Here is a 17935-nt window from a genome sequence, read left to right on the forward strand (position 1 = left end):
CCCTTCCTCCTTGTACCGGTTGAAGATCTTGTGGCCCGTCTTCCGGGATATCCCGAACTCCCGGCACAAATCGCTCATCGACTCACCTTCCAGGCGGCGAGCCACAAATCGCAGGCGTTCATCCATCTTTGGTCCGTCCTTCCATGGCATCCCAACCTCCCGCCAAAGCGAAAAGTGTTACCCATGTGTCCGGTACAATCTGTCACCTATGTCTCAGGTCGCTCACCTTGCTTCTGAAGCCAGCAACGCCGCATGAAATTTGCAGTCTGCATTGGTCAGTGATTGCCGCTGGTGCCGTTCCCGCCGTCTGGGTTTAAAATGGAAAGATCCAGGGCGTCATGACAACCGAGACCACCAGAGCGACGAGAGCGAAGGGTGAGCCCATCCTGACGAAGTCCATGAAGGTGTATTTTCCGGGACCGACAACCAGCGTGTTCACCGGTGAAGAGACCGGGGTCATGAACGCTGCCGATGCCGCCAGGGCGACCGTCATCGCAAAAGGATAGGGCGACGCGCCCAGCGCGTCGGCAACTGTCAGTGCGACAGGCGCCATCAGAACGGCCGTAGCGGTGTTTGAAATGAACAGGCCTAGCAGCGCGGTTGTAATAAAGATGGCCGCCAGCGCCATGCGCGGACTGGCTTCGCCTGTAACGGCCAAGAGGCCCTGTGCCGCGAGGTCTACCCCGCCGGTCTGCTGCAGGGCGATGGAGAAGGGCAGCATACCAACGATCAGAATCAGGCTCTGCCAGTGAATCGACCGGTAGGCCGCGTTCAGGTTCACACATGCGAACAAGCCCATCAGCAGGCAGGCGATCAGCGCGGCCTGGACATTCGGGATCACGCCCCAGACCATCAGGACGATCATTACGCCAAGGCTGAGCAGTGCGAAAGGTGCGCGCGAGGCCGCGGGGGGCGCCTCGTCGAACTCTGCCGGCAGGTTGAGGACGATCATCTCCCGTGCGTCATCCAGCGCGCGGATTGCCCGCCATGGTCCAATCACAAGCAATGTGTCGCCCAGTTCCAGCTCGGTGTTCAGGATATTTCCCTCCACCGCTTCCCGCCCACGCTTGAGACCGATCACGGTGACATCGTGCCGGGAGCGGAACCGAGTGCCGATCACCGTTCGCCCGATCAGGGGCGAGGGGTCGGGCACCATCACCTCTGCCATGCCGATATCCTGCGCGTGGCCTGAAAAATAGGCGCCCGTCAGGATCTGCCGCTCCAGTCCGTAGTCCCGCGCGATTGCATCGATGTCCGGCGCGCCCTCGGAGAGGTCGAGCAGAAGAATGTCTCCTGCGCTCAGTTCGCTGGACGCGCGTGGCTGGATCAGGCGCCTGGAGAACCGCCAGCCGCGCTCAATTGCAAGGATGTTTGCGCCGGCGCCGCCGCGCAGGTTCATTTCTCCGATTGTCCGGCCGGCGAGCGGGGAGCCGGGCTTAACCCGTAGGCGATGTTCGCGGCCTGCCAGCCGGTATTCCTCAACCCAGTCAGTCAGGCTGGGGCGGGTTGGTGGCGGGGCCGCTGGCGCCTCCCCGGGCTTTGGTGCCTGCACCAGCCAGCGCCGGGCGAACAACATGTATCCCACTGCCAGGATGAGGATCGGTATCCCGAAAGGCGTGAAGCTGAAGAAATGAAATCCTTGATGCCCGCGCCGCACCAACTCGGCGTGAACAACCAGATTGGGCGCAGTGGCGACCAGCGTCATCATTCCACTGATCAGCGCCGCCATGGACAGTGGCATCATCAGGTGCCCCGGCGCGATACCGGAATTGGTCGCGACGCGCAGCACGACTGGAATGAAGATGGCAACCACGCCGGTCGAACTCATGATCGACCCGACGAGAGCCACGATAATCATCAGCAGAGTGATCAGACGCGCTTCACTCCGCCCGGCCTTGGCTACCAGCCAGTCTCCCAGCCGCTGTGCCACACCGGTGCGGACCAGGCCTTCACCGATTACGAAAAGGGCGGCGATCAGGATGATGTTGGGGTCGGAAAATCCTGCCAGCGCCTCGTTCATGGTGATCACGCCGGTCAGCGGCAGCGCCGTGATCATGATCAGGGCGACCGCGTCCATGCGGGGCTTGTTCATGGCAAACATGATGACCGCTGCGGCCAGAAAGCCGAGCACGAGAACCAGATCGAGCGTCATGCCAGCAGGTTAGGCGGAGCCGCCCGGCCGCGGAACCCCTAAACCGACCGCTGTGCCAGCTGGAGGCCAGCAGGCAGGCGCCTTCACTCCCTGGGCAGAGACCATTCGCCTTCGCCCAGATGACGTTGCATCATGACGGTGTCTTCCCATTGGCCGAATTTCAGGCCGACGGCTTTCAGTGTGCCAACATTACTGAAACCGAGGCTCCGGTGAAGCGCCATGCAGGCCTCGTTGCGGCTGGTGCCCATCACGGCCAGCATCTGCCGCCATGGCCCGGCTTCACACCGCGCAATCAGCTGGGAAAGCAGCGCGCTCCCCACGCCTCGTCCGCCGAAGACATCGCTCACATAGATGGAATCCTCGACCGTATATTTGTAGGCAGACCGGCTGCGGTAGGGTGAGGCATAGGAGAAGCCGATCACCTGATGGTCAATTTCTGCCACCAGGAAGGGCAGGCCCGCGGCCAGCACATTTGCGCGGCGCAGTTTCATCTCGGGCACGGAAGGGGGTATTTCCTCAAATGTGGCCGAACTCGTCAGCACGTAATTCGCGTAGATGGCCTGGATGGCCTCTATGTCGGCATCATCCGCATCGCGGATATGGAGGGCGGCATCTGGCCAGCCTGTGGATGTTTCGGATTTCAGCGCGTATCCCATGGGCACTCCAGCTGCGGTGTTCAGTTTCCCCAAGGAGACACTCGAGTGTGGCGCGAAAACAACACTCAAATGCGCCGGGAGGGAGAAGACTGCGCCCCATCCCGCTTTTTGAGCAGAGATTTGCGCGAGAATGCGAATTCCGGGCACGGATGCGGAAATCCGAAAAATTTCATGTGTAAGTAATTTAAACAAAGGACCGGCAGCGGGCGCGCCCGCTGTCCGAAAGTTCAGACCGTGGGGATCGTGCCGCCATCAATCACATACTCCGCGCCGTGGATGGCGGAGGCCCGATCGGAAGCCAGGAAAACCATCAGGTCAGCCACTTCTTCGGGAAGGGCGGGCCGGCCGATCGGAATCCCGCCCAGCGCCTCGAGAATGGACTGCCGCGCGGCTTCTTCACTGCTGCCACTGCTCTGAGCAATGCGCTTCACCATCGCTTCGGCCGCGCTGGTATAGATCCAGCCGGGCGAGACCACGTTCACCCTTACGCCCTTGGGCCCCACCTCTTTCGACAGCGCCTTGCTGTAGGCTACCAGCGCCGCCTTGGCGGCCGCGTATGCGGTGGTTGAGTCATATAGCGGCAGGCGTGACTGGATCGAGGCGGTATGAATGATCGCGCCTTTGCCGCGCGCGATCATCTGCGGCACCAATAGCCGGTCGAGGCGCACTGCAGACATCAGGTTGAGATCAATCTCTGCCTGCCAGACTTCGTCTCCGCTCGCTGCGAAACCACCGCCGGGCGCGCTTGATCCGCCCAGCACATGAACCAGAATATCAACCCCGCCCATGCGTTCCTGCGCAGCATGGGCGAGGGCTTCGGCGCCCGCCGCCGTGCTGAGATCGGCGCGCACGAATGACGCTTCCGGCATTGTTTCCGGCGGCGCAGAGCGAGCCGCCGTTACAAGTTGGGCGCCCTCTGCCGCCAGCTTCTGGAAGACGGCATGGCCTGCGCCCTGGGTGCCGCCGGTTACGACCACACGCTTGCCGGAAAATTCGGATTTGAAGGCCGGCTGCACTACACGATCTCCAGGTGCGAGATTTCTTTTCCGGCAAGCTGGAAGCGGAAGGTGAGCGGTACCGGACTGCCGGAAAAGTCGCCGGCAACATTGGCCACCACGATATGGAGATCATCTTCCTGAGTGGCAGAAACAGGCGTTGCGACGGCTTTGACGCCGACGGTTGCTTCCTTGATCCAGGCGCGCAACTCGTCCGTTCCCTTACGGGTATGACGTTCGTCCACCACAATGGCATCGGCCGCAAACGGCGCCAGCATTCCTTCGACATCGAAGCTCGGGTTGGCCGCAAAATAGCGTGAAATGGGGGCAGGAAGGGGCGGGGTGGGAGACATGGGATCTTATCCTCTTGGCTGGCGGCATCATTGCCTTTCGGTTTCAGATGCGCCTATGCTGCCATAATGGCAAGAACCGACAAAAAAGTAAGGTACTAACCTATGGGTAAGAGACCCGAATATACTGCCCCTCTGGCGGCCGAAGGCGTGCAGAATGCTCTGCGCATTCTTGAGGGACGGTGGAAACTCGTCATCCTGTTCCAGCTGTTTGGCGGCAAGGTCATGCGGTTTTCGGAGCTTGAGCGCGCGATTTCCGGCATCTCTCAAAAAATGCTGATTCAACAGCTGCGCCAGATGGAGAAGGGCGGCGTAGTAACCCGCATCGTGCATCACGAAGTTCCCCCGCGTGTTGAGTACCACCTGACAGATTGGGGGCAGTCGCTTTGTCCGGCGCTGGACGCGCTCCTCCTCTGGGCAGAGAGCGCGCCGGCTGAAATCCGGCAGGGGCTGTTGGGCGAAACCGGCTAGCCCGCCCCGGCGGCATTCATTGACATGCCCGAGGGCTGACCCCCACTTTTGCGGCGGGCAACGCATGTATCGGAGCGGCCATGGCAGACAGGATCAACCCTCACTGGGTACTCGCGCGCACACCGCCGGAAGGCTGGCCGGTGGATGCCGATTTTGCCTGGCGTGAAACGCCAGCGCCTTCGCCGGGACCGGGCCAGATGCTCACGCGCACGATTTATCTCTCGCTGGATCCGTATCAGTGGGGCCGCCGGCGCAGGGGCGTCGAGGCGGTTGGGGAAGTATGCCACGGGCGCACAGTGTCCCAGGTCGTGGAAAGCCGCCTTGAGGGCTACGCGCCCGGCGACTTCCTCTTCAACACCAATGGCTGGCAGACCTACGGGTTGACCGGTGAGGGCATCTCAACCTTCGGCTACATGTTTCCGCGCAAGCTTGATCCTTCCCTGGCGCCAATTTCATCCGCTGTCGGAGTCATGGGGATGCTTGGCCTCACCGCCTATGCGGGGCTCTATGTTCAATGCGCGCCGCAGGCGGGGGAAACAGTTGTCATCTCCGCCGCGTCCGGCGGTGTCGGGCAGGTTGCAGGGCAACTCGCAAAACTGCGCGGCTGCAGGGTGGTGGGAATCGCCGGCCGCGCAGAAAAGTGCGCCTATGTGAAAGACGATCTTGGCTTCGATGAGTGTATCTCGCATCTTGATCCGGATTTTGCCGAGCGCCTGCGGGCAGCCTGCCCGGATGGGGTGGACGTTTATTTCGAAAATGTCGGCGGGCGCGTGTTCGAAGCGGTGCTTGGGCTCTTCAATAATGGGGCGCGCATTACGCTATGCGGCCTTGCCTCACAATATGGCGCCATGGGGGAGGACATCATCCAGGCATGGAAGGCCGCCGGTGAGAAAACGTTCAGTGAGCGGCACATGAGTGTGCACCCCCTATTTGTGGGGGACTATGTAGCCACTCATCAGGAGCGGTTTCTGGCGGAGATGGGGGATTGGCTGCGAAAGGGTCACATTCGCTACCGGGAAGATATCCATGAGGGGCTCGAAACTGCTCCGCGTGCTTTCCAGTCCATGCTTGCGGGCGGCACGTTCGGCAAAACCCTGGTGCGGGTATCGACGGACCCGGTGCGGCAGGCTTGACCTGATTGGCAGAAAAAAAGGGGGGACCATGCCGTGCACGGTCCCCGAAAGTATATGCGCCGGGAGGCTTAGAATCGCAGGCCGGCTTCCAGAGCGATGGTCCGCGGTGGTTCCACATAGAAAATTGCGCGAGGCACGCTGGTAATCGGGGCGGGCAGGTTAAAGGCGCTGCCTGTGGTGATCTCGTCCGTCAGGTTTTTGCCGACAAGCGCCACGTGCCAACGCTCGTCCTGAGGGGCGACCTGAAGGCGGAGGTCCACTTTCGCAAAGCCTTTCTGGAGGCCGTAGGTTGGGCTCTGGTTATCGGAGTCAAAATACTCTGAACGGCCCGTGACCGCCAAAATGCCGTCGAATACAAGATCGCTCCAGAGGTCCTGAGTATAATTCAGTTGAACGTTTCCGCTGAAATCGGAAATGTAGGGCAGCGGCCTGCCGCCGATATTGTTCTGTGCGACACTTGTGGGATCGGCAGGATTGCATTCCGTCAAAGGCTGGCTGGCAAGGCAGGCCGCGCCGGGATAGTCCTCATACTTGGCGTCCTGATATGCCGCTGAGGCGTTGACGCTGAACTGGTGAGAAATGATCCAGGCGAGCGATGCTTCAACACCCGTAGATTTGGCGCTGGCGGCGTTGCCTGTGATGTAGGTGGAGAGGTTAGGATCGTATACGGAAGTTTGAAGATCCTTGAAGCTTGTCTCATACACTGCGCCGTTCAGCACCAGCGCCCCGTTCAGCAGGGTGGATTTGACGCCGGCTTCGAAACTCTCGGACTTTTCCGGATCATAGGTGAATGTGGCATCGACTGTACCATAGGTGTTGCCCACGAAACCGCCGGATTTTGAGCCGCGGCCATAGGTGACGTAGGCCATGGCGTTGGGGTGAACGTCCCATTGCAGGGTAATTGAGGGGTCCACGCCGTCTTCGCTGATGCTGCCGTCGGCCTTGGTCAGTGGGCGCAGCGGGTAGGGGCCGTAGATCAGTTCGCCGTCAAAGCCCGCGCGCTTTTCCGTGTTGGTGTAGCGCAGGCTGCCAATCGCCCGAAGGGTGTCCGAGAAGTGGTAGGTGCCCTGAGCAAACAGAGAGTAGGACTTGCTGAACTGCGAAAAATCCGACCGTCCAAGGCCTTCATAATTGAGTGCCGCGATGTTGAAGCCACCGAACTGGGTCAGCAGATAGCGGGACGAGTCGTAATATCCGCCAATGATGTATTCGAACTTGCGCCCTGTGGGCGACAACAGACGCAGTTCCTGTGACACCTGACGGAAGTGTTCCGGATAGCTGTTGTAGACGCTGTTTGGAACGATGGTTCCGTCCGGTGACTGCTGATCGAAATAGTTGTTGATGTCAGCGCGGAACCAGGAATAGCCGGTTACGGAGGTGAGGGTGTAATCGCCAATATCCCAGTTGCCGGTGCCCGACACGAGCCAGGAGGTCGCCTCAGTGCCCTCTTCGCCGACAACACTGTCGACGCTGTAGCGGGTGAGGTCAGGATTCTGCGGAATGTCCAGGCGGCCGGAGACGTTCATGCCGCCGATCCGGCGGTTGTCCCCGAATTCTGCCTTGACGGTGTAGTCAAAGTCGCCCTCGCCTTCATAGCGCAGCGTGGCGCGCGCCAGAAACTGTTCTACCTGTGGCTCTTTCTGGCCGCCTTTGCCGAGGTTGCTGATCCAGCCATCCTGGTCGAGCTGCTTGACGGCGAGCCGCCCGGAAATACGATCCGTAATCGGACCAGACACGTGGCCGGACAGCTCATATCCTTCAAGGTCGAAATTATAAACGCCCTTCACGGCGCCTTCGAACGTGTCGGTAGGGCCGGCAGAAACGATGCTGACGGCGCCTGCGGCCGTGTTCTTGCCGAACAGCGCGCCTTGCGGGCCGCGAAGCACCTCGACGCGTTCCAGATCAAAGAAGGGGCCCTGAGTCTGCCGCGATTTGCCGGCATAGACTCCGTCAATGTAAAGGCTGACGGCCTGATCAAACGAGAAGTTCGCGGCCGGAGAGCCGAAGCCGCGGATATACACCACATTGTTGCCGGCCGTGAGCTGAACGGCAACGTTCGGCACGTATCTTGTCATGTCCTGGAAGTCGTTGACCTGCAGGTCTGCAAGCGCGTCACCCGACATGACCTCCATCGAGATCGGAACATCCTGCAGGCTTTCTTCACGCTTCTGCGCCGTTACGGTGACAGTGGCGAGCTTGCGTGTTTCCTCGCCGGTGTCAGCCGCCTCCTGCGCGTTTGAGACGCCTGAGAGCGCCGACAAGGCCATGACCAAGGCGAGTGTGGATATACCCGATTTCATTTGTTCCTCCCTGTGTGCCGGTATCGTCCTGTCCGGCCTTATTTGGTTAGTTAGCTAATTGATATTTGTGCACTCGGCAAGGACAGACTTGTGTGACGTATCCGGATGAAGTGCATTTCAGGCTGGTAGTAAGGTAAGGTGTCCGAGTTGACCGGGATTGTTGGTTAGTAATCTAACTGTTTTCCCTGTTTTCTGACGTCTTTACGAACGTCACGCCGCCGAACTGGTCTCTCAGCTTTTTCTTGTCGATCTTTCCGGTGGGGCCCGTGGGCATCTCGTCAATGAACTCCACCCGGTCCGGCATCCACCAGGTGGCGATCTTGCCCTCAAGGAATGCGAGCATCTCCGCAGCGGTTGCGGCGGCGCCCTTCCGGAGTTTCACGAGCAACAAAGGGCGCTCGTCCCATTTGGGGTGGGGAATGCCGATGACTGCGCAGAGATCTGCGGCCGGGTGGCCCATTGCGATGTTCTCGACATCAACCGAACTGATCCATTCTCCCCCGGACTTTATGACATCCTTGGCGCGATCGGTGATCTGCATATAGCCGTCCCCGTCCAGCGTGGCGATGTCGCCGGTGTCAAAAAACCCTTCAGAATCCAGTGCGTTATGGGGCTCGCCGTAGTATTGCGAGGCAATGGTCGGACCGCGTGTCAGCAAGCGGCCGGGGGTGCGTCCATCATGCGGGAGAGGCGCGCCCGCATCGTCAACAAGCTTCAGGTCGATGCCCGCCAGGGGACGGCCTTGCTTCAGTTTCCAGCCAATCTTCTCTTCGTCCGTGAGCGTATTGATGCGCCGGTTCGGAATGGACACGGTTGCCAGCGGAGAGGTTTCGGTCATGCCCCAGCCCTGGATAACATCAACGCCATGCCGGTCGCGGAATTCGCGAATGATCGACTCCGGGCAGGCCGAGCCGCCCACGGTGACCCGCTGAAGGGTGGAGAAAGAGGCGCCGGTTTCACGCAGGTGTGCCAGAAGCATCTGCCAGATGGTGGGCACTCCGGCGGAATAGGTTACGCCTTCGGATTCCATAAGTTCATAAAGGGAGGCGCCATCAAGCCGTTGCCCCGGCAGGACAAGGCTCGCGCCAACCATGGGAGCTGCATAAACCACGCCCCAGGCATTGGCATGATACATCGGCACGGCCAGAAGCACCGTGTCTCGTGCCGACAGGTTCAGAGCGTCAGGCCCAAGAACCATCAGCGCGTGAAGATAGTTGGAGCGGTGCGAGTAAAGAACGCCCTTGGGGTTTCCCGTCGTGCCGGATGTATAGCAGAGACCTGCGGCCTGGCGCTCCTCAAATTTCCCCCATTCTACAGTTTCCGTATGCGGATTAATCCACGCTTCATACCCCGTCACCGGAACAGGGCAGCTGGAGAAGGGCGCGGGCGCCTCCTCGTCCAGGATAATAACGGCTTCGACGCTGGGGCAGGAGGGGAGAATGTCCTCGAGAATGCTGCGGCAGGCACCATCAGCCAGAATGATCCGGTCTTGCGCATGATTTACGAGATAGGCAATCTGATCGTTGAGAAGGCGCGGGTTCAGCGTATGGCAGATGGCGCCGATGCCAATGATGCCATACCAGGCCTCGAAATGCTGATGACCGTTCCAGCCCAGCGTGCCGACCCTGTCGTCCTTGGCGATGCCGGCAGCGCGCAGCGCGTTGGAGACGCGCTGGGCCCGCCGCGCAAGCGTGGCGTAATCTGTGCGGCTGATCTGGCCCCGCGCTGAACGCGATGTAATCGGCGTTTGGCCGTGCCAACGGGCGGCGTGGGTGAGCAGCCGGTCCAGTGTAAGTTCTGCTTCCTGCATCAGGCCGTGCATGAAATTTCTCTCCTCCGCTGCCCGGCTCAGATGATGCCGCGTTGTTGCAGGGATGCCAGTTCGCTCTCACTCAGTCCGAGGTCTGCTCCGTAAACGGCCAGATTGTCCTGGCCCGGAAGTGCCGGCGCCGGACGGCGTACCCCGCCGGGGGTTCCGGACAGCTTGGGGAAGGCATTTTGCATCGGCAATTTCCCCCATTTGGGATGGTCAATCTCGATCAGGGACTGGCGCGCCTTGAACTGCGGGTCTGCGAGCATATCGGCCGGGGTATACATCCTCCCCGCAGGAACGCCGGCATCCGCCATCATGTGTTCCAGAGTGTCGGTCGTCAGTGTGCGGGTCCAGGCAGCGATAATCTCGTCGAGTTCCTTCTGGTGGTTGCCGCGGGCGATGTGGGTCGCGTAGCTTGGGTTCTCTGCCAGATCGGGCTGCCCCATCGCGCCGCAGAGGCGCCGGAAAACGGAATCCTGATTGGCGGCGATTAGGTAATACCCGTCAGCCGTGGGGTATACGTTTGAGGGCGCGACCCCGGGCAGAATGGAGCCCGAGCGCTCCCGCGTGAAGTTGCCGATGGCGTAGTCGGGCACCAGGCTTTCCATGACATGCAGAACGGCTTCATAGAGAGAGGAGTCCACGATTTGCCCCTTGCCGGTGCGATGGCGCGCTTCCAGCGCAGCGAGCGCGCCAAGACAGGCAAAGGTTGCGGCCAAGCTGTCGCCAATGGACACTCCCATGCGGGCAGGCGGGCGATCAGGATCGCCCACGACGCGCCGCCAGCCCCCCATCGCCTCTCCGATACCGCCGAAGCCCGCTCTACCCGCGTAAGGGCCGGTTTGTCCGTAGCCGGATACACGTACGATGATGAGGCGAGGGTTCTCCGCCATCAGGTCTTCTGGGGAAAGGCCCCATTGCTCCAGCGTACCTGGCCGGAAGTTTTCAATCAGGATGTCGGCACCTGCAATGAGCTGGCGAGCGAGCGCTTGGCCTTCTTCTGTGCGCAGATTGGCAGTGACAGAGCGCTTGTTGCGGCCCAGCACTTCCCAGAACAGGGGGTAGCCTGGCTGTCCCCACTGGCGAAGCGCGTCACCAGTCCCTGGCGGTTCGATCTTGATGACGTCGGCGCCGAAATCGCCCAGCAGCTGGCCGCAAAAGGGGCCCGCAATCAGCTGGCCCATTTCAACCACGCGGATGCCGTGCAGGGAGCCGGGCTGCGGGGATCCGCTGGTGGCGCTCATTTTTCCCTCCCTTGGACATTTTGTATTCAATTACACCCATGATGACAAATAAATTGACGTTTTCAAGTCATAAACGAATCTATTGTATACAAAGTGGAGCTGTGGCCCGATCATCTGCCTAGCCGTGGGGAGGAATCCCCGGCAGGGTGACGACAGGATCAGCAAGGGTGGTATCGAGGGTCAGGTGATGGCGAGTGCCAGTGTTCAGGCGTATGAAATCATCCGGGAGGAGATCATCTCCGGCCGTTTTCCGCCGGGGCACCGGCTGATCGAATCAGACCTCACCGCTCTTTGCAACGTATCGCGTACGCCGGTACGTGAGGCATTGCGCCGCCTCGTGAATGAGGGCCTGGCCGAGTTCAGCCCCAACTATGGCGCGCAGGTTGCTGATCCGGGAGATGAAGATCTTGAGGCACTGTATGAATTGCGAACCCTGATCGAAGGGTATGGCGCGGCCCGCGCCGCCACGCGGATTTCGGAGGCCGAGATTGCAGAACTGGAGGCGCTGGCCGACCAGATGGAAGCGCTCGTCAGGAAAGGCGCAGATCATACTCCGGAGGCGGCTGGCGCCAACAGCCGGTTTCACCGGATCATCCTGGAAGCCGCCCGCAGCGCCCGGCTATTGAGTGTGGCCGGGCTGGTTGTGGAAACGCCCTTGGTTCTGCGCACGCTGGCGCGCTATTCTACCGACGAGCGCGAACGCTCCATGCGGCATCACCGCGAACTCATCGCGGCGTTCCGCGCGAAGGACGGCCGCTGGGCGGAGGCAGTAATGACGGGTCACATCAAGGCGGCATTTGCAGCCATCCGCCGGGACCTCGCTCAGCGTAGCCCCGGCGACACGGCCGGTCAGCGCTGATCGGAGGGGCGTGAGGAGAGGAAGTCTGCCGTGCTGAAGCCTTCGGGGGCATCGACCTCCACAATCGCTTCAGGCCGGTCATCGAATTCGGTCTTCAGCGCGCGGGACATGATGGCGTGCATCACATACATGGATACGATGTAGGTGAACTCCAGGATTTCCTCATCGCTGAGGAAGGTCTTGAGCTTGGCCATCACTTCGGGCGGCGTCCGGCCATGGCCGGTAGATAGACAGTCCGCATACGCCAGTACAGCGCGTTCCTGATCGCTGAAGAGATCAGATACCTGCCAGGCCGGGACAGCCTTGATCTTGTCATCCGAAACGCCCAGGGCACGTAGAAGCTTGCAATGCTGGGAGAAGACAAACTGGCTGCCAATGGTCCAGCCAACCCGCGTCTGTCCAAGTTCGCGCAATACCGGATCAAGATGGATGTTCGGGCTGCGATAGAGCTTGAAGCCGTTAACCGCGTGCTCGAATACCTCTTCGGAGTTGGCGAAAACGCTCCACCAGTCACCCGGCGATCCAGTCGCCGTGCCCGGCTCGGTGATCGGATCCCGGTCCGGACCGAACAGGCGTTCGAAATAGGCCAGCATGGTGGCGTTAGTGAGTTCGGCGCGGGGAACCTGTCTGATAGCGGGCATGAGGTGTTCCTTGTCAGGCGTTTGCAAATTTCCGGAATTCAGCAACATGGGCAGAATCAAAATACTCATCCAGCCGGGTAATCCGGCCATCTTTTACCTGGCAGACAATGCAGGCGGGAAGCTGGAGCCGGGCGCCGTCATGGATGCGAGTTCCCCTCAGGACATGCTGTTGAACAAAACCGCCTGCGAACACGTCAACCCGGCGATTGTCATATAGACGGTCGCTGATGCGAGTAACCATTCCGGCAAGGGTCTTGCGGTTGTCTTCGGGGGTCTGCTCGGCCTGGTCTGTATTATGCCAGATCTTCGCGTCTGGCGCATAACAGGCCACCAGCGTATCAATATCGCCTGCTTCTACAGCGTCAAAGAAGCGCTTCGCCAGCGCACGGATGTCTGTCTCGGACATGGAGCCTCCCATTTGCGTCTGCTTATCCTTTGAGGTCAGATGCCGGTTTGTATACGGCGTGTTTCGTGATCAGAGGTGATTGTGCGCGCCATCATGATGTAGAGCCCCATGGCGAGCAGGGAAACGGGGATTGTCGAAGCCAGCGCCCAGCGCAGGCTGTTCTGTGATCCCAGCGATGTGAAGAGGTCTGACAGGATGCCGATCATCAGGGGGCCGCCGCCGATGCCAACCAGATTGAATGACAGCAGGAGCAGGGCCGTCGCCGTAGCCCGGGCGCGCAAAGGCGCGAGATTCTGCGTCAGGGCGAGGGCGGGAGCGACATACATTACCACACTGACCATCGGAATAAGCAACAGGATCAGCGTCAGTTCCCAGCCCGGCATAAACAGTGCCAGAAGCAGGAACGGGCATCCGATCATCACCGAGAATGCTGGGGCCCACGCATACGCCGTCAGGCTTTTCTTCACCCCGATATTTACGATTGCGCCGCCACCCCAAATTCCGAGGCCCATGCAGACCCCCGCGGCCGGGCCAAACCACAGCGCAAGCTGTTCGAGGGCCATGCCGTTCTCCCGCATGAGAAAGGCCGGGATCCAGTTCAGCAGGCCATAGCTGACAAAGGCGAGCAAGCCGCTGGCGGGAAGGAGAAGCCGCAAGGTGGGCAACATCAGGAAGATGCGGATTGTGGAAAGCAGGGAGGGGGCCTTTTCATGCGCGCTGGATGGCGCCGCTGCTTCGGTCGCGCCCCGCAGAGGTTCGCGCACCAGCAGCCAGAGGATTGGCGCCAACGCAATGCCGAAAATGGCGACTGTGAAGAACGCCATTCGCCAGCCATACTGCGCGGCGATGAAGCCACCCAGCGAAATGCCGATAAAAACGCCGATTGGTCCGTTTACGGTATACAGGCCTATGATTGCCGGGCGTTGTTCTGGCTTGAAATAGTCCGACAGGATGGAGAGGGAGGGCGCTGTACCGCCGGCCTCGCCAACGCCAACGCCGAACCGGGCAAGGGCAAGCTGCCAGAAATTCTGCGCGAATCCGCACAGGCCGGTACAGACGCTCCACATTGTGCAGGCAACAGCAACCAGCTTCACGCGATTGATGCGATCCGCCAGCATCGCAACGGGAACCCCCATTGAGGCGTAAAACAGCGCGAAAAACAGGCCGGTCAGAAGACCAAAGGCGGTATCACTGAGCGGAATGTCCTGCCGGACAGGCTCGATCAGCAGGGAGAGGAGCTGGCGGTCCACATAATTGATGGAACCGATGGCCATCAGGATAACCAGGGCGAGGGTCTTCTGCAGCGGTGTAGCCGGGGTCACCGGTCCCGCCGAAACGGCGGTCGCCTGAGCGGTTTCAACCATGTTTCTCCCCTTTGAAGCGTCTGCGCGCTTTGGCCGGAAGCGTATCGCGTCTGGCGCTTCTGTCAACTTGGTTTACAATCAGTGGTCGGATTATGATGGAGTCAGATCTATTGACCGCTCTTCAGCATGTTTTCACCGAACAGGTTCGACCACGCTTCCTTGGTGAGTTGGGGGCGCAGGCTGGAGAGGTTGCGCTCATTGCTGACTTCGGTTCCCCGCTGCACGCCCGGCCGCTTCCCAATTTCTGCAGACCAGCGCTGGATGGCGGGATAAGGCTCCAGCGGCAGCTGGATTGCCCGTGCCGCGCGCACCCATGGCCATGTCGCGATATCAGCGACTGAATAATCCTCGCCGGCCATATAGGGTGTTTCCTGCAATCTGCGTTCGAGAACGTTCAGTAGACGGATTGCTTCGTTGCGGTACCGTGTAACCGGATACTCCTGGCCTTCGGGCGCATAGCGGATGAAGTGGTGCGCCTGGCCGTGCATCGGGCCGAAGCCGGCCATCTGCCACATCAGCCATTGCTGCGCGAGCGAGCGGCCGCGCGTGTCCTCAGGCATCAGGGCGCCGCCATGCTTCTCCGAAAGGTAAAGCAGGATGGCCCCGGATTCGAACACCGGAAAAGGCGCCCCGCCGTCTGCAGGCGCATGATCGACGATCGCAGGAAGGCGCCCGTTCGGGTTGATCTGCCGGAAAGCCTTCGTGAGATGATCGCCCGCCAGCATATCGTAAGGAATAAGCCGGTGGGGCACATCAAGCTCAGCCAGCATGATCGACACCTTGTGGCCATTAGGTGTCGGCACGAAATGTACGTCTATCACGTCAGCTGCCCTTATGAGGGCTGAAGAACGCTGACGTCGGGCGTACCGTCGGCGCGGACAGGCGCGTGCCGTACATCGCGCTCGCTGAACTCGCGCGTCCAGGCGGCCAGTTCAAGGCAGATGCCGTCGGGATCGAAGAAGTAGACAGACCGGACGAACACGTCCTTCGTCAGCTCTTTCGACATCTGGGTCGGTGAATCGTCGTGATTGAATATCTCGGTGACATCAACGCCCTTGGCTTTCAGTTTGGCGTAGTACTCGTCAAACCGCTCGGCGGGCACGTTGATGGCGATATGGTTCATAGAGCCGTGTGCGGAGCGGATGTTGCCGCGGGTAGGCAGGTTTTCCGGCGCTGCAATTCCCGGCGCAGCCTGAGGGGCATCTGGGAACCAGAAAAAAGCGATTGAATCGCCATTTCCAACATCAAAGAAAAAATGCTGACCTTTTCCGGCGGGCAGATCGATCGTCTTGATGAGGGGCATGCCGAGCACATCGCGATAGAAGGTCACGGTCTTGGCCATATCCTTACACACCAGCGCGAGGTGGTTCACACCCAGAAATTCGAACTCCTGATTGCGGGGCTTGCTCATCGGTTATTCCTCCTCTTTGGCCGGTTTTCCCAGCGCATCTTGTGGAAATGAGGCTATCTTATCGACACGATATGTCAACTAAATTGACGATAAATTTTGCGCCAGATACATATTCGGCGCTATGAAAGGCGGCTGGTGTTTGCATCAGCGCGCAGGCGAGGTAAGGCGCAATGATGCCAAAGACTGACGATGAGATGATGCAGGCCAATCAGATTCTCCTGAATCTGCTTTCTGGCTTTTACTGGTTTGATGAGGGGCTCCAGAGCTATATCCGCGCCTGCGGGTGGCCGGAGGTGACCCGCCCTCAATCCATGGTGATGGCCAACGTTGTAATGGGCGTTCGCCGTCCCTCGGACATTGCGCGCCGTCTCGGCATCAGCCGGCAGGCTATCCATTCGACGCTCAAATCCATGATCGATATGGGCATGGTCGAGCTTGCCGACGATCCCGGAAACCTGCGTGTGAAGGTTGTGGTTCTCACGCCGACAGGCGAAGCCATGCGCCGGGATGCGCAGCGCGCAATGCAACTGATGATCGCGACGCTGGTGGGGCGGATCGGCAAGGATGCCTTCCAGGCAACTGCAGACACCCTTGCCAGGGACTGGGGCGCCCCGATGTCCTTCCGCGCGGAAGATATTGTCGGGGATGCGGCCGTGAAGCCCGGCTAGCCCCCATTTCAGGTGGCCTCCGTTGAGAGCGATGCTTTTTCCAGGCTGCGCCGGTAGGGGGCAAGGCCCAGCGTGAGAATGATCGCCGCCACCGGAAGCGCGACTGCCGACACGATAAAAATCGAATATCTCAAGGCACTATCATCGCGGAAAACAGTGTCCGTCACGAGGGCGATCGCTGTCGGGCCAAAACCGAGGCCGATCAGGTTCACTACGAAGAAGTAGAGGGCGGTAATCCGTGCCCTGTATTCATTCGGTGTGATCAGTTGAAGGGCGACGCTGCCGACGCCATGCATGGTGATCAGCAGGAAACCAGGCGCAAGCAGGGCGAGCGCCAGGGACGAAGACGGCATCAGCGGCGTCAGTATAAGAAAAGGGCCGCCAAGCAGGAGGGACAGCCGCATTGTGCGGATGTGCGCATCGCTGCGGCCCCGTGAGAACATACCGTCGGCGATGAAGCCACCGAGGAGGAGCCCGCCTGCGCCGCACACCGCCATGATGGCACCAAACCATAGCCCCGCATCGGTGATGCTGATGGGATAGGTGCGCGCAAGAAAGGCGGGTATCCATGCTATGGAGCCATACATCACCATGCCGATCAGTGACATGCCGGCAAAGAGGCAGCCCAGTGCCGCCTTGTTGCGCATGACATGAGCGACAAAGTTTTGCGCGCTCGTGGGATCGGCTGTTTCTGCCGCCCGCCCCCGCCGGAAGGGTTCGCGCACGGTAAACATGAGCAGCGCCAGGAGCAAGCCCGGAAGTGCCACGATGGCAAATGTCAGCCGCCAGGCCTCCACTTCTCCCAGCAGGGGCAGGTGGATCGCGGGCGCCGCAAGGATCGCCTTGATCACCAGCGCGCCCAGCATCAGCGCGATGCCTGATCCCAAGGGAACGCCAATGGAATAGACCGCGATGGCCCGCGCCAGTTTCTCGCGCGGAAAGTAGTCGCTCAGCATCGAATACGCCGCCGGCGACAGCGTGGCCTCTCCAACCCCGACCCCGACGCGCGCAAGAAACAGGCCTGCATAATTTGTGGCGGTGCCACATAACAGGGTCATGAAGCTCCACACGGTCACGCCGCCGACGATCAGGTTGCGGCGGCTGTGCCGGTCAGCAATCCACGCGAGCGGCAGGCCGGCGAGCGTATAAAACAGCGCAAATGCCAATCCGATCAGTAGGCTGAATTGCGTATCGCTGATGTCCAGGGCGGCCCGCACGGGCGTGACGAGAAGGCTCAATATCATCCGGTCGATGAATGAAAGAGTGTAGGCCAGCAGCAGGATGAAAACCACATACCAGCTATAGGCCGGAGAAGGCCATGGCGGAGAAGGCGGGGATGCGCCTCCAGGTTTAGCCGTCGATGCTGTGGTTTCCCGCTGTGTTTCCGTCACGTTCATCCTCCCGGTGGCTGCCGTTCAAACGGTCTGTTGCCGATTCGAAAAATATAGATTAGCTAACTAACTAGTAGTTAG

18 protein-coding genes are annotated in these 17935 nt (G+C 60.3%); 4 read left to right on the forward strand and 14 right to left on the reverse strand.

What is annotated here, in order from left to right; translation table 11 throughout:
* The 5 genes from BBF93_RS20035 to BBF93_RS07615 form a co-directional block, all read right to left on the reverse strand.
* Nucleotides 1-150: helix-turn-helix domain-containing protein (locus tag BBF93_RS20035; protein ID WP_162786646.1), on the reverse strand; the 150-nt coding region annotated here is incomplete at its 3' end.
* Nucleotides 151-313: 163 nt separating this feature from the next.
* The gene (locus BBF93_RS07600) at nucleotides 314-2152 is read right to left on the reverse strand and encodes an SLC13 family permease (protein WP_114105509.1); all 1839 of its coding nucleotides are present in this window, start codon (nucleotides 2150-2152) and stop codon (nucleotides 314-316) included.
* An 83-nt stretch (nucleotides 2153-2235) separates the two neighbouring features.
* Nucleotides 2236-2808, reverse strand: a complete 573-nt coding sequence (locus BBF93_RS07605) for a GNAT family N-acetyltransferase (RefSeq protein WP_084324439.1) — start codon at nucleotides 2806-2808, stop codon at nucleotides 2236-2238.
* 227 nt (nucleotides 2809-3035) lie between these two features.
* A complete protein-coding gene (locus BBF93_RS07610) occupies nucleotides 3036-3824 on the reverse strand; it encodes an SDR family oxidoreductase (RefSeq protein WP_114105510.1) in 789 nt (262 codons plus the stop codon).
* Nucleotides 3824-4156, reverse strand: coding sequence for a nuclear transport factor 2 family protein (locus BBF93_RS07615; RefSeq protein WP_114105511.1), 333 nt, complete (start codon nucleotides 4154-4156; stop codon nucleotides 3824-3826). The genes BBF93_RS07610 and BBF93_RS07615 overlap by 1 nt, the downstream gene beginning before the upstream one ends.
* A gap of 102 nt (nucleotides 4157-4258) precedes the next feature.
* Here BBF93_RS07615 and BBF93_RS07620 point away from each other — a divergent pair, with 102 nt between their 5' ends.
* Both BBF93_RS07620 and BBF93_RS07625 read left to right on the forward strand, forming a co-directional pair.
* On the forward strand, nucleotides 4259-4624 hold the full coding sequence (locus BBF93_RS07620; protein WP_114105512.1) for a helix-turn-helix domain-containing protein: 366 nt from the start codon (nucleotides 4259-4261) through the stop codon (nucleotides 4622-4624).
* A gap of 80 nt (nucleotides 4625-4704) precedes the next feature.
* A complete protein-coding gene (locus BBF93_RS07625) occupies nucleotides 4705-5757 on the forward strand; it encodes an NADP-dependent oxidoreductase (RefSeq protein WP_114105513.1) in 1053 nt (350 codons plus the stop codon).
* Nucleotides 5758-5825: 68 nt separating this feature from the next.
* Here the strand turns inward: BBF93_RS07625 and BBF93_RS07630 are convergent, their stop codons facing one another.
* From BBF93_RS07630 to BBF93_RS07640, 3 genes are all read right to left on the reverse strand, one after another.
* Entirely contained in the window at nucleotides 5826-8057 is a 2232-nt protein-coding gene (locus BBF93_RS07630; protein WP_114105514.1) for a TonB-dependent receptor, read from the reverse strand.
* 172 nt (nucleotides 8058-8229) lie between these two features.
* Nucleotides 8230-9879: a long-chain fatty acid--CoA ligase gene (locus BBF93_RS07635; protein WP_035602043.1), complete on the reverse strand. Its 1650-nt coding sequence runs from the start codon at nucleotides 9877-9879 to the stop codon at nucleotides 8230-8232.
* Between the two features lie 26 nt (nucleotides 9880-9905).
* A complete protein-coding gene (locus BBF93_RS07640; protein WP_035602041.1) occupies nucleotides 9906-11114 on the reverse strand; it encodes a CaiB/BaiF CoA-transferase family protein in 1209 nt (402 codons plus the stop codon).
* Between the two features lie 187 nt (nucleotides 11115-11301).
* Here BBF93_RS07640 and BBF93_RS07645 point away from each other — a divergent pair, with 187 nt between their 5' ends.
* The gene (locus BBF93_RS07645; RefSeq protein ID WP_114105515.1) at nucleotides 11302-11973 is read left to right on the forward strand and encodes a GntR family transcriptional regulator; all 672 of its coding nucleotides are present in this window, start codon (nucleotides 11302-11304) and stop codon (nucleotides 11971-11973) included.
* Here BBF93_RS07645 and BBF93_RS07650 read toward each other — a convergent pair.
* From BBF93_RS07650 to BBF93_RS07670, 5 genes are all read right to left on the reverse strand, one after another.
* The gene (locus tag BBF93_RS07650; protein WP_114105516.1) at nucleotides 11964-12614 is read right to left on the reverse strand and encodes a carboxymuconolactone decarboxylase family protein; all 651 of its coding nucleotides are present in this window, start codon (nucleotides 12612-12614) and stop codon (nucleotides 11964-11966) included. The two genes, BBF93_RS07645 and BBF93_RS07650, sit on opposite strands and share 10 nt — an antisense overlap.
* 13 nt (nucleotides 12615-12627) lie before the next feature.
* The gene (locus BBF93_RS07655) at nucleotides 12628-13020 is read right to left on the reverse strand and encodes a nuclear transport factor 2 family protein (RefSeq protein WP_233349314.1); all 393 of its coding nucleotides are present in this window, start codon (nucleotides 13018-13020) and stop codon (nucleotides 12628-12630) included.
* A 35-nt stretch (nucleotides 13021-13055) separates the two neighbouring features.
* Nucleotides 13056-14384, reverse strand: a complete 1329-nt coding sequence (locus tag BBF93_RS07660; protein WP_114105517.1) for an MFS transporter — start codon at nucleotides 14382-14384, stop codon at nucleotides 13056-13058.
* A gap of 107 nt (nucleotides 14385-14491) precedes the next feature.
* Nucleotides 14492-15205, reverse strand: coding sequence for a glutathione S-transferase family protein (locus BBF93_RS07665; protein ID WP_114105518.1), 714 nt, complete (start codon nucleotides 15203-15205; stop codon nucleotides 14492-14494).
* Nucleotides 15206-15216: 11 nt separating this feature from the next.
* Nucleotides 15217-15795, reverse strand: a complete 579-nt coding sequence (locus BBF93_RS07670; protein WP_114105519.1) for a VOC family protein — start codon at nucleotides 15793-15795, stop codon at nucleotides 15217-15219.
* A gap of 170 nt (nucleotides 15796-15965) precedes the next feature.
* Between BBF93_RS07670 and BBF93_RS07675 the strand changes: the two genes are divergently transcribed.
* The gene (locus tag BBF93_RS07675) at nucleotides 15966-16463 is read left to right on the forward strand and encodes a MarR family winged helix-turn-helix transcriptional regulator (protein ID WP_233349315.1); all 498 of its coding nucleotides are present in this window, start codon (nucleotides 15966-15968) and stop codon (nucleotides 16461-16463) included.
* 8 nt (nucleotides 16464-16471) lie between these two features.
* On the opposite strand, the gene BBF93_RS07680 is transcribed toward BBF93_RS07675, so the two are convergent.
* The gene (locus BBF93_RS07680) at nucleotides 16472-17854 is read right to left on the reverse strand and encodes an MFS transporter (protein WP_162786470.1); all 1383 of its coding nucleotides are present in this window, start codon (nucleotides 17852-17854) and stop codon (nucleotides 16472-16474) included.
* Nucleotides 17855-17935: the final 81 nt, after the last annotated feature.

Source organism: Hyphomonas sp. CACIAM 19H1 (assembly GCF_003325995.1).
Taxonomy (GTDB): Bacteria; Pseudomonadota; Alphaproteobacteria; order Caulobacterales; family Hyphomonadaceae; genus Hyphomonas; species Hyphomonas polymorpha.

Excerpts from the sequence above, each read along its gene's own strand:
- BBF93_RS07600 (WP_114105509.1), bottom strand. The coding sequence starts at position 2,152 with ATGACGCTCGATCTGGTTCTCGTGCTCGGCTTTCTGGCCGCAGCGGTC.
- BBF93_RS07605 (WP_084324439.1), bottom strand. The coding sequence starts at position 2,808 with ATGGGATACGCGCTGAAATCCGAAACATCCACAGGCTGGCCAGATGCC.
- BBF93_RS07615 (WP_114105511.1), bottom strand. The coding sequence starts at position 4,156 with ATGTCTCCCACCCCGCCCCTTCCTGCCCCCATTTCACGCTATTTTGCG.
- BBF93_RS07620 (WP_114105512.1), top strand. The coding sequence starts at position 4,259 with ATGGGTAAGAGACCCGAATATACTGCCCCTCTGGCGGCCGAAGGCGTG.
- BBF93_RS07625 (WP_114105513.1), top strand. The coding sequence starts at position 4,705 with ATGGCAGACAGGATCAACCCTCACTGGGTACTCGCGCGCACACCGCCG.
- BBF93_RS07630 (WP_114105514.1), bottom strand. The coding sequence starts at position 8,057 with ATGAAATCGGGTATATCCACACTCGCCTTGGTCATGGCCTTGTCGGCG.
- BBF93_RS07635 (WP_035602043.1), bottom strand. The coding sequence starts at position 9,879 with ATGCACGGCCTGATGCAGGAAGCAGAACTTACACTGGACCGGCTGCTC.
- BBF93_RS07640 (WP_035602041.1), bottom strand. The coding sequence starts at position 11,114 with ATGAGCGCCACCAGCGGATCCCCGCAGCCCGGCTCCCTGCACGGCATC.
- BBF93_RS07645 (WP_114105515.1), top strand. The coding sequence starts at position 11,302 with ATGGCGAGTGCCAGTGTTCAGGCGTATGAAATCATCCGGGAGGAGATC.
- BBF93_RS07650 (WP_114105516.1), bottom strand. The coding sequence starts at position 12,614 with ATGCCCGCTATCAGACAGGTTCCCCGCGCCGAACTCACTAACGCCACC.
- BBF93_RS07655 (WP_233349314.1), bottom strand. The coding sequence starts at position 13,020 with ATGTCCGAGACAGACATCCGTGCGCTGGCGAAGCGCTTCTTTGACGCT.
- BBF93_RS07660 (WP_114105517.1), bottom strand. The coding sequence starts at position 14,384 with ATGGTTGAAACCGCTCAGGCGACCGCCGTTTCGGCGGGACCGGTGACC.
- BBF93_RS07670 (WP_114105519.1), bottom strand. The coding sequence starts at position 15,795 with ATGAGCAAGCCCCGCAATCAGGAGTTCGAATTTCTGGGTGTGAACCAC.
- BBF93_RS07675 (WP_233349315.1), top strand. The coding sequence starts at position 15,966 with ATGATGCCAAAGACTGACGATGAGATGATGCAGGCCAATCAGATTCTC.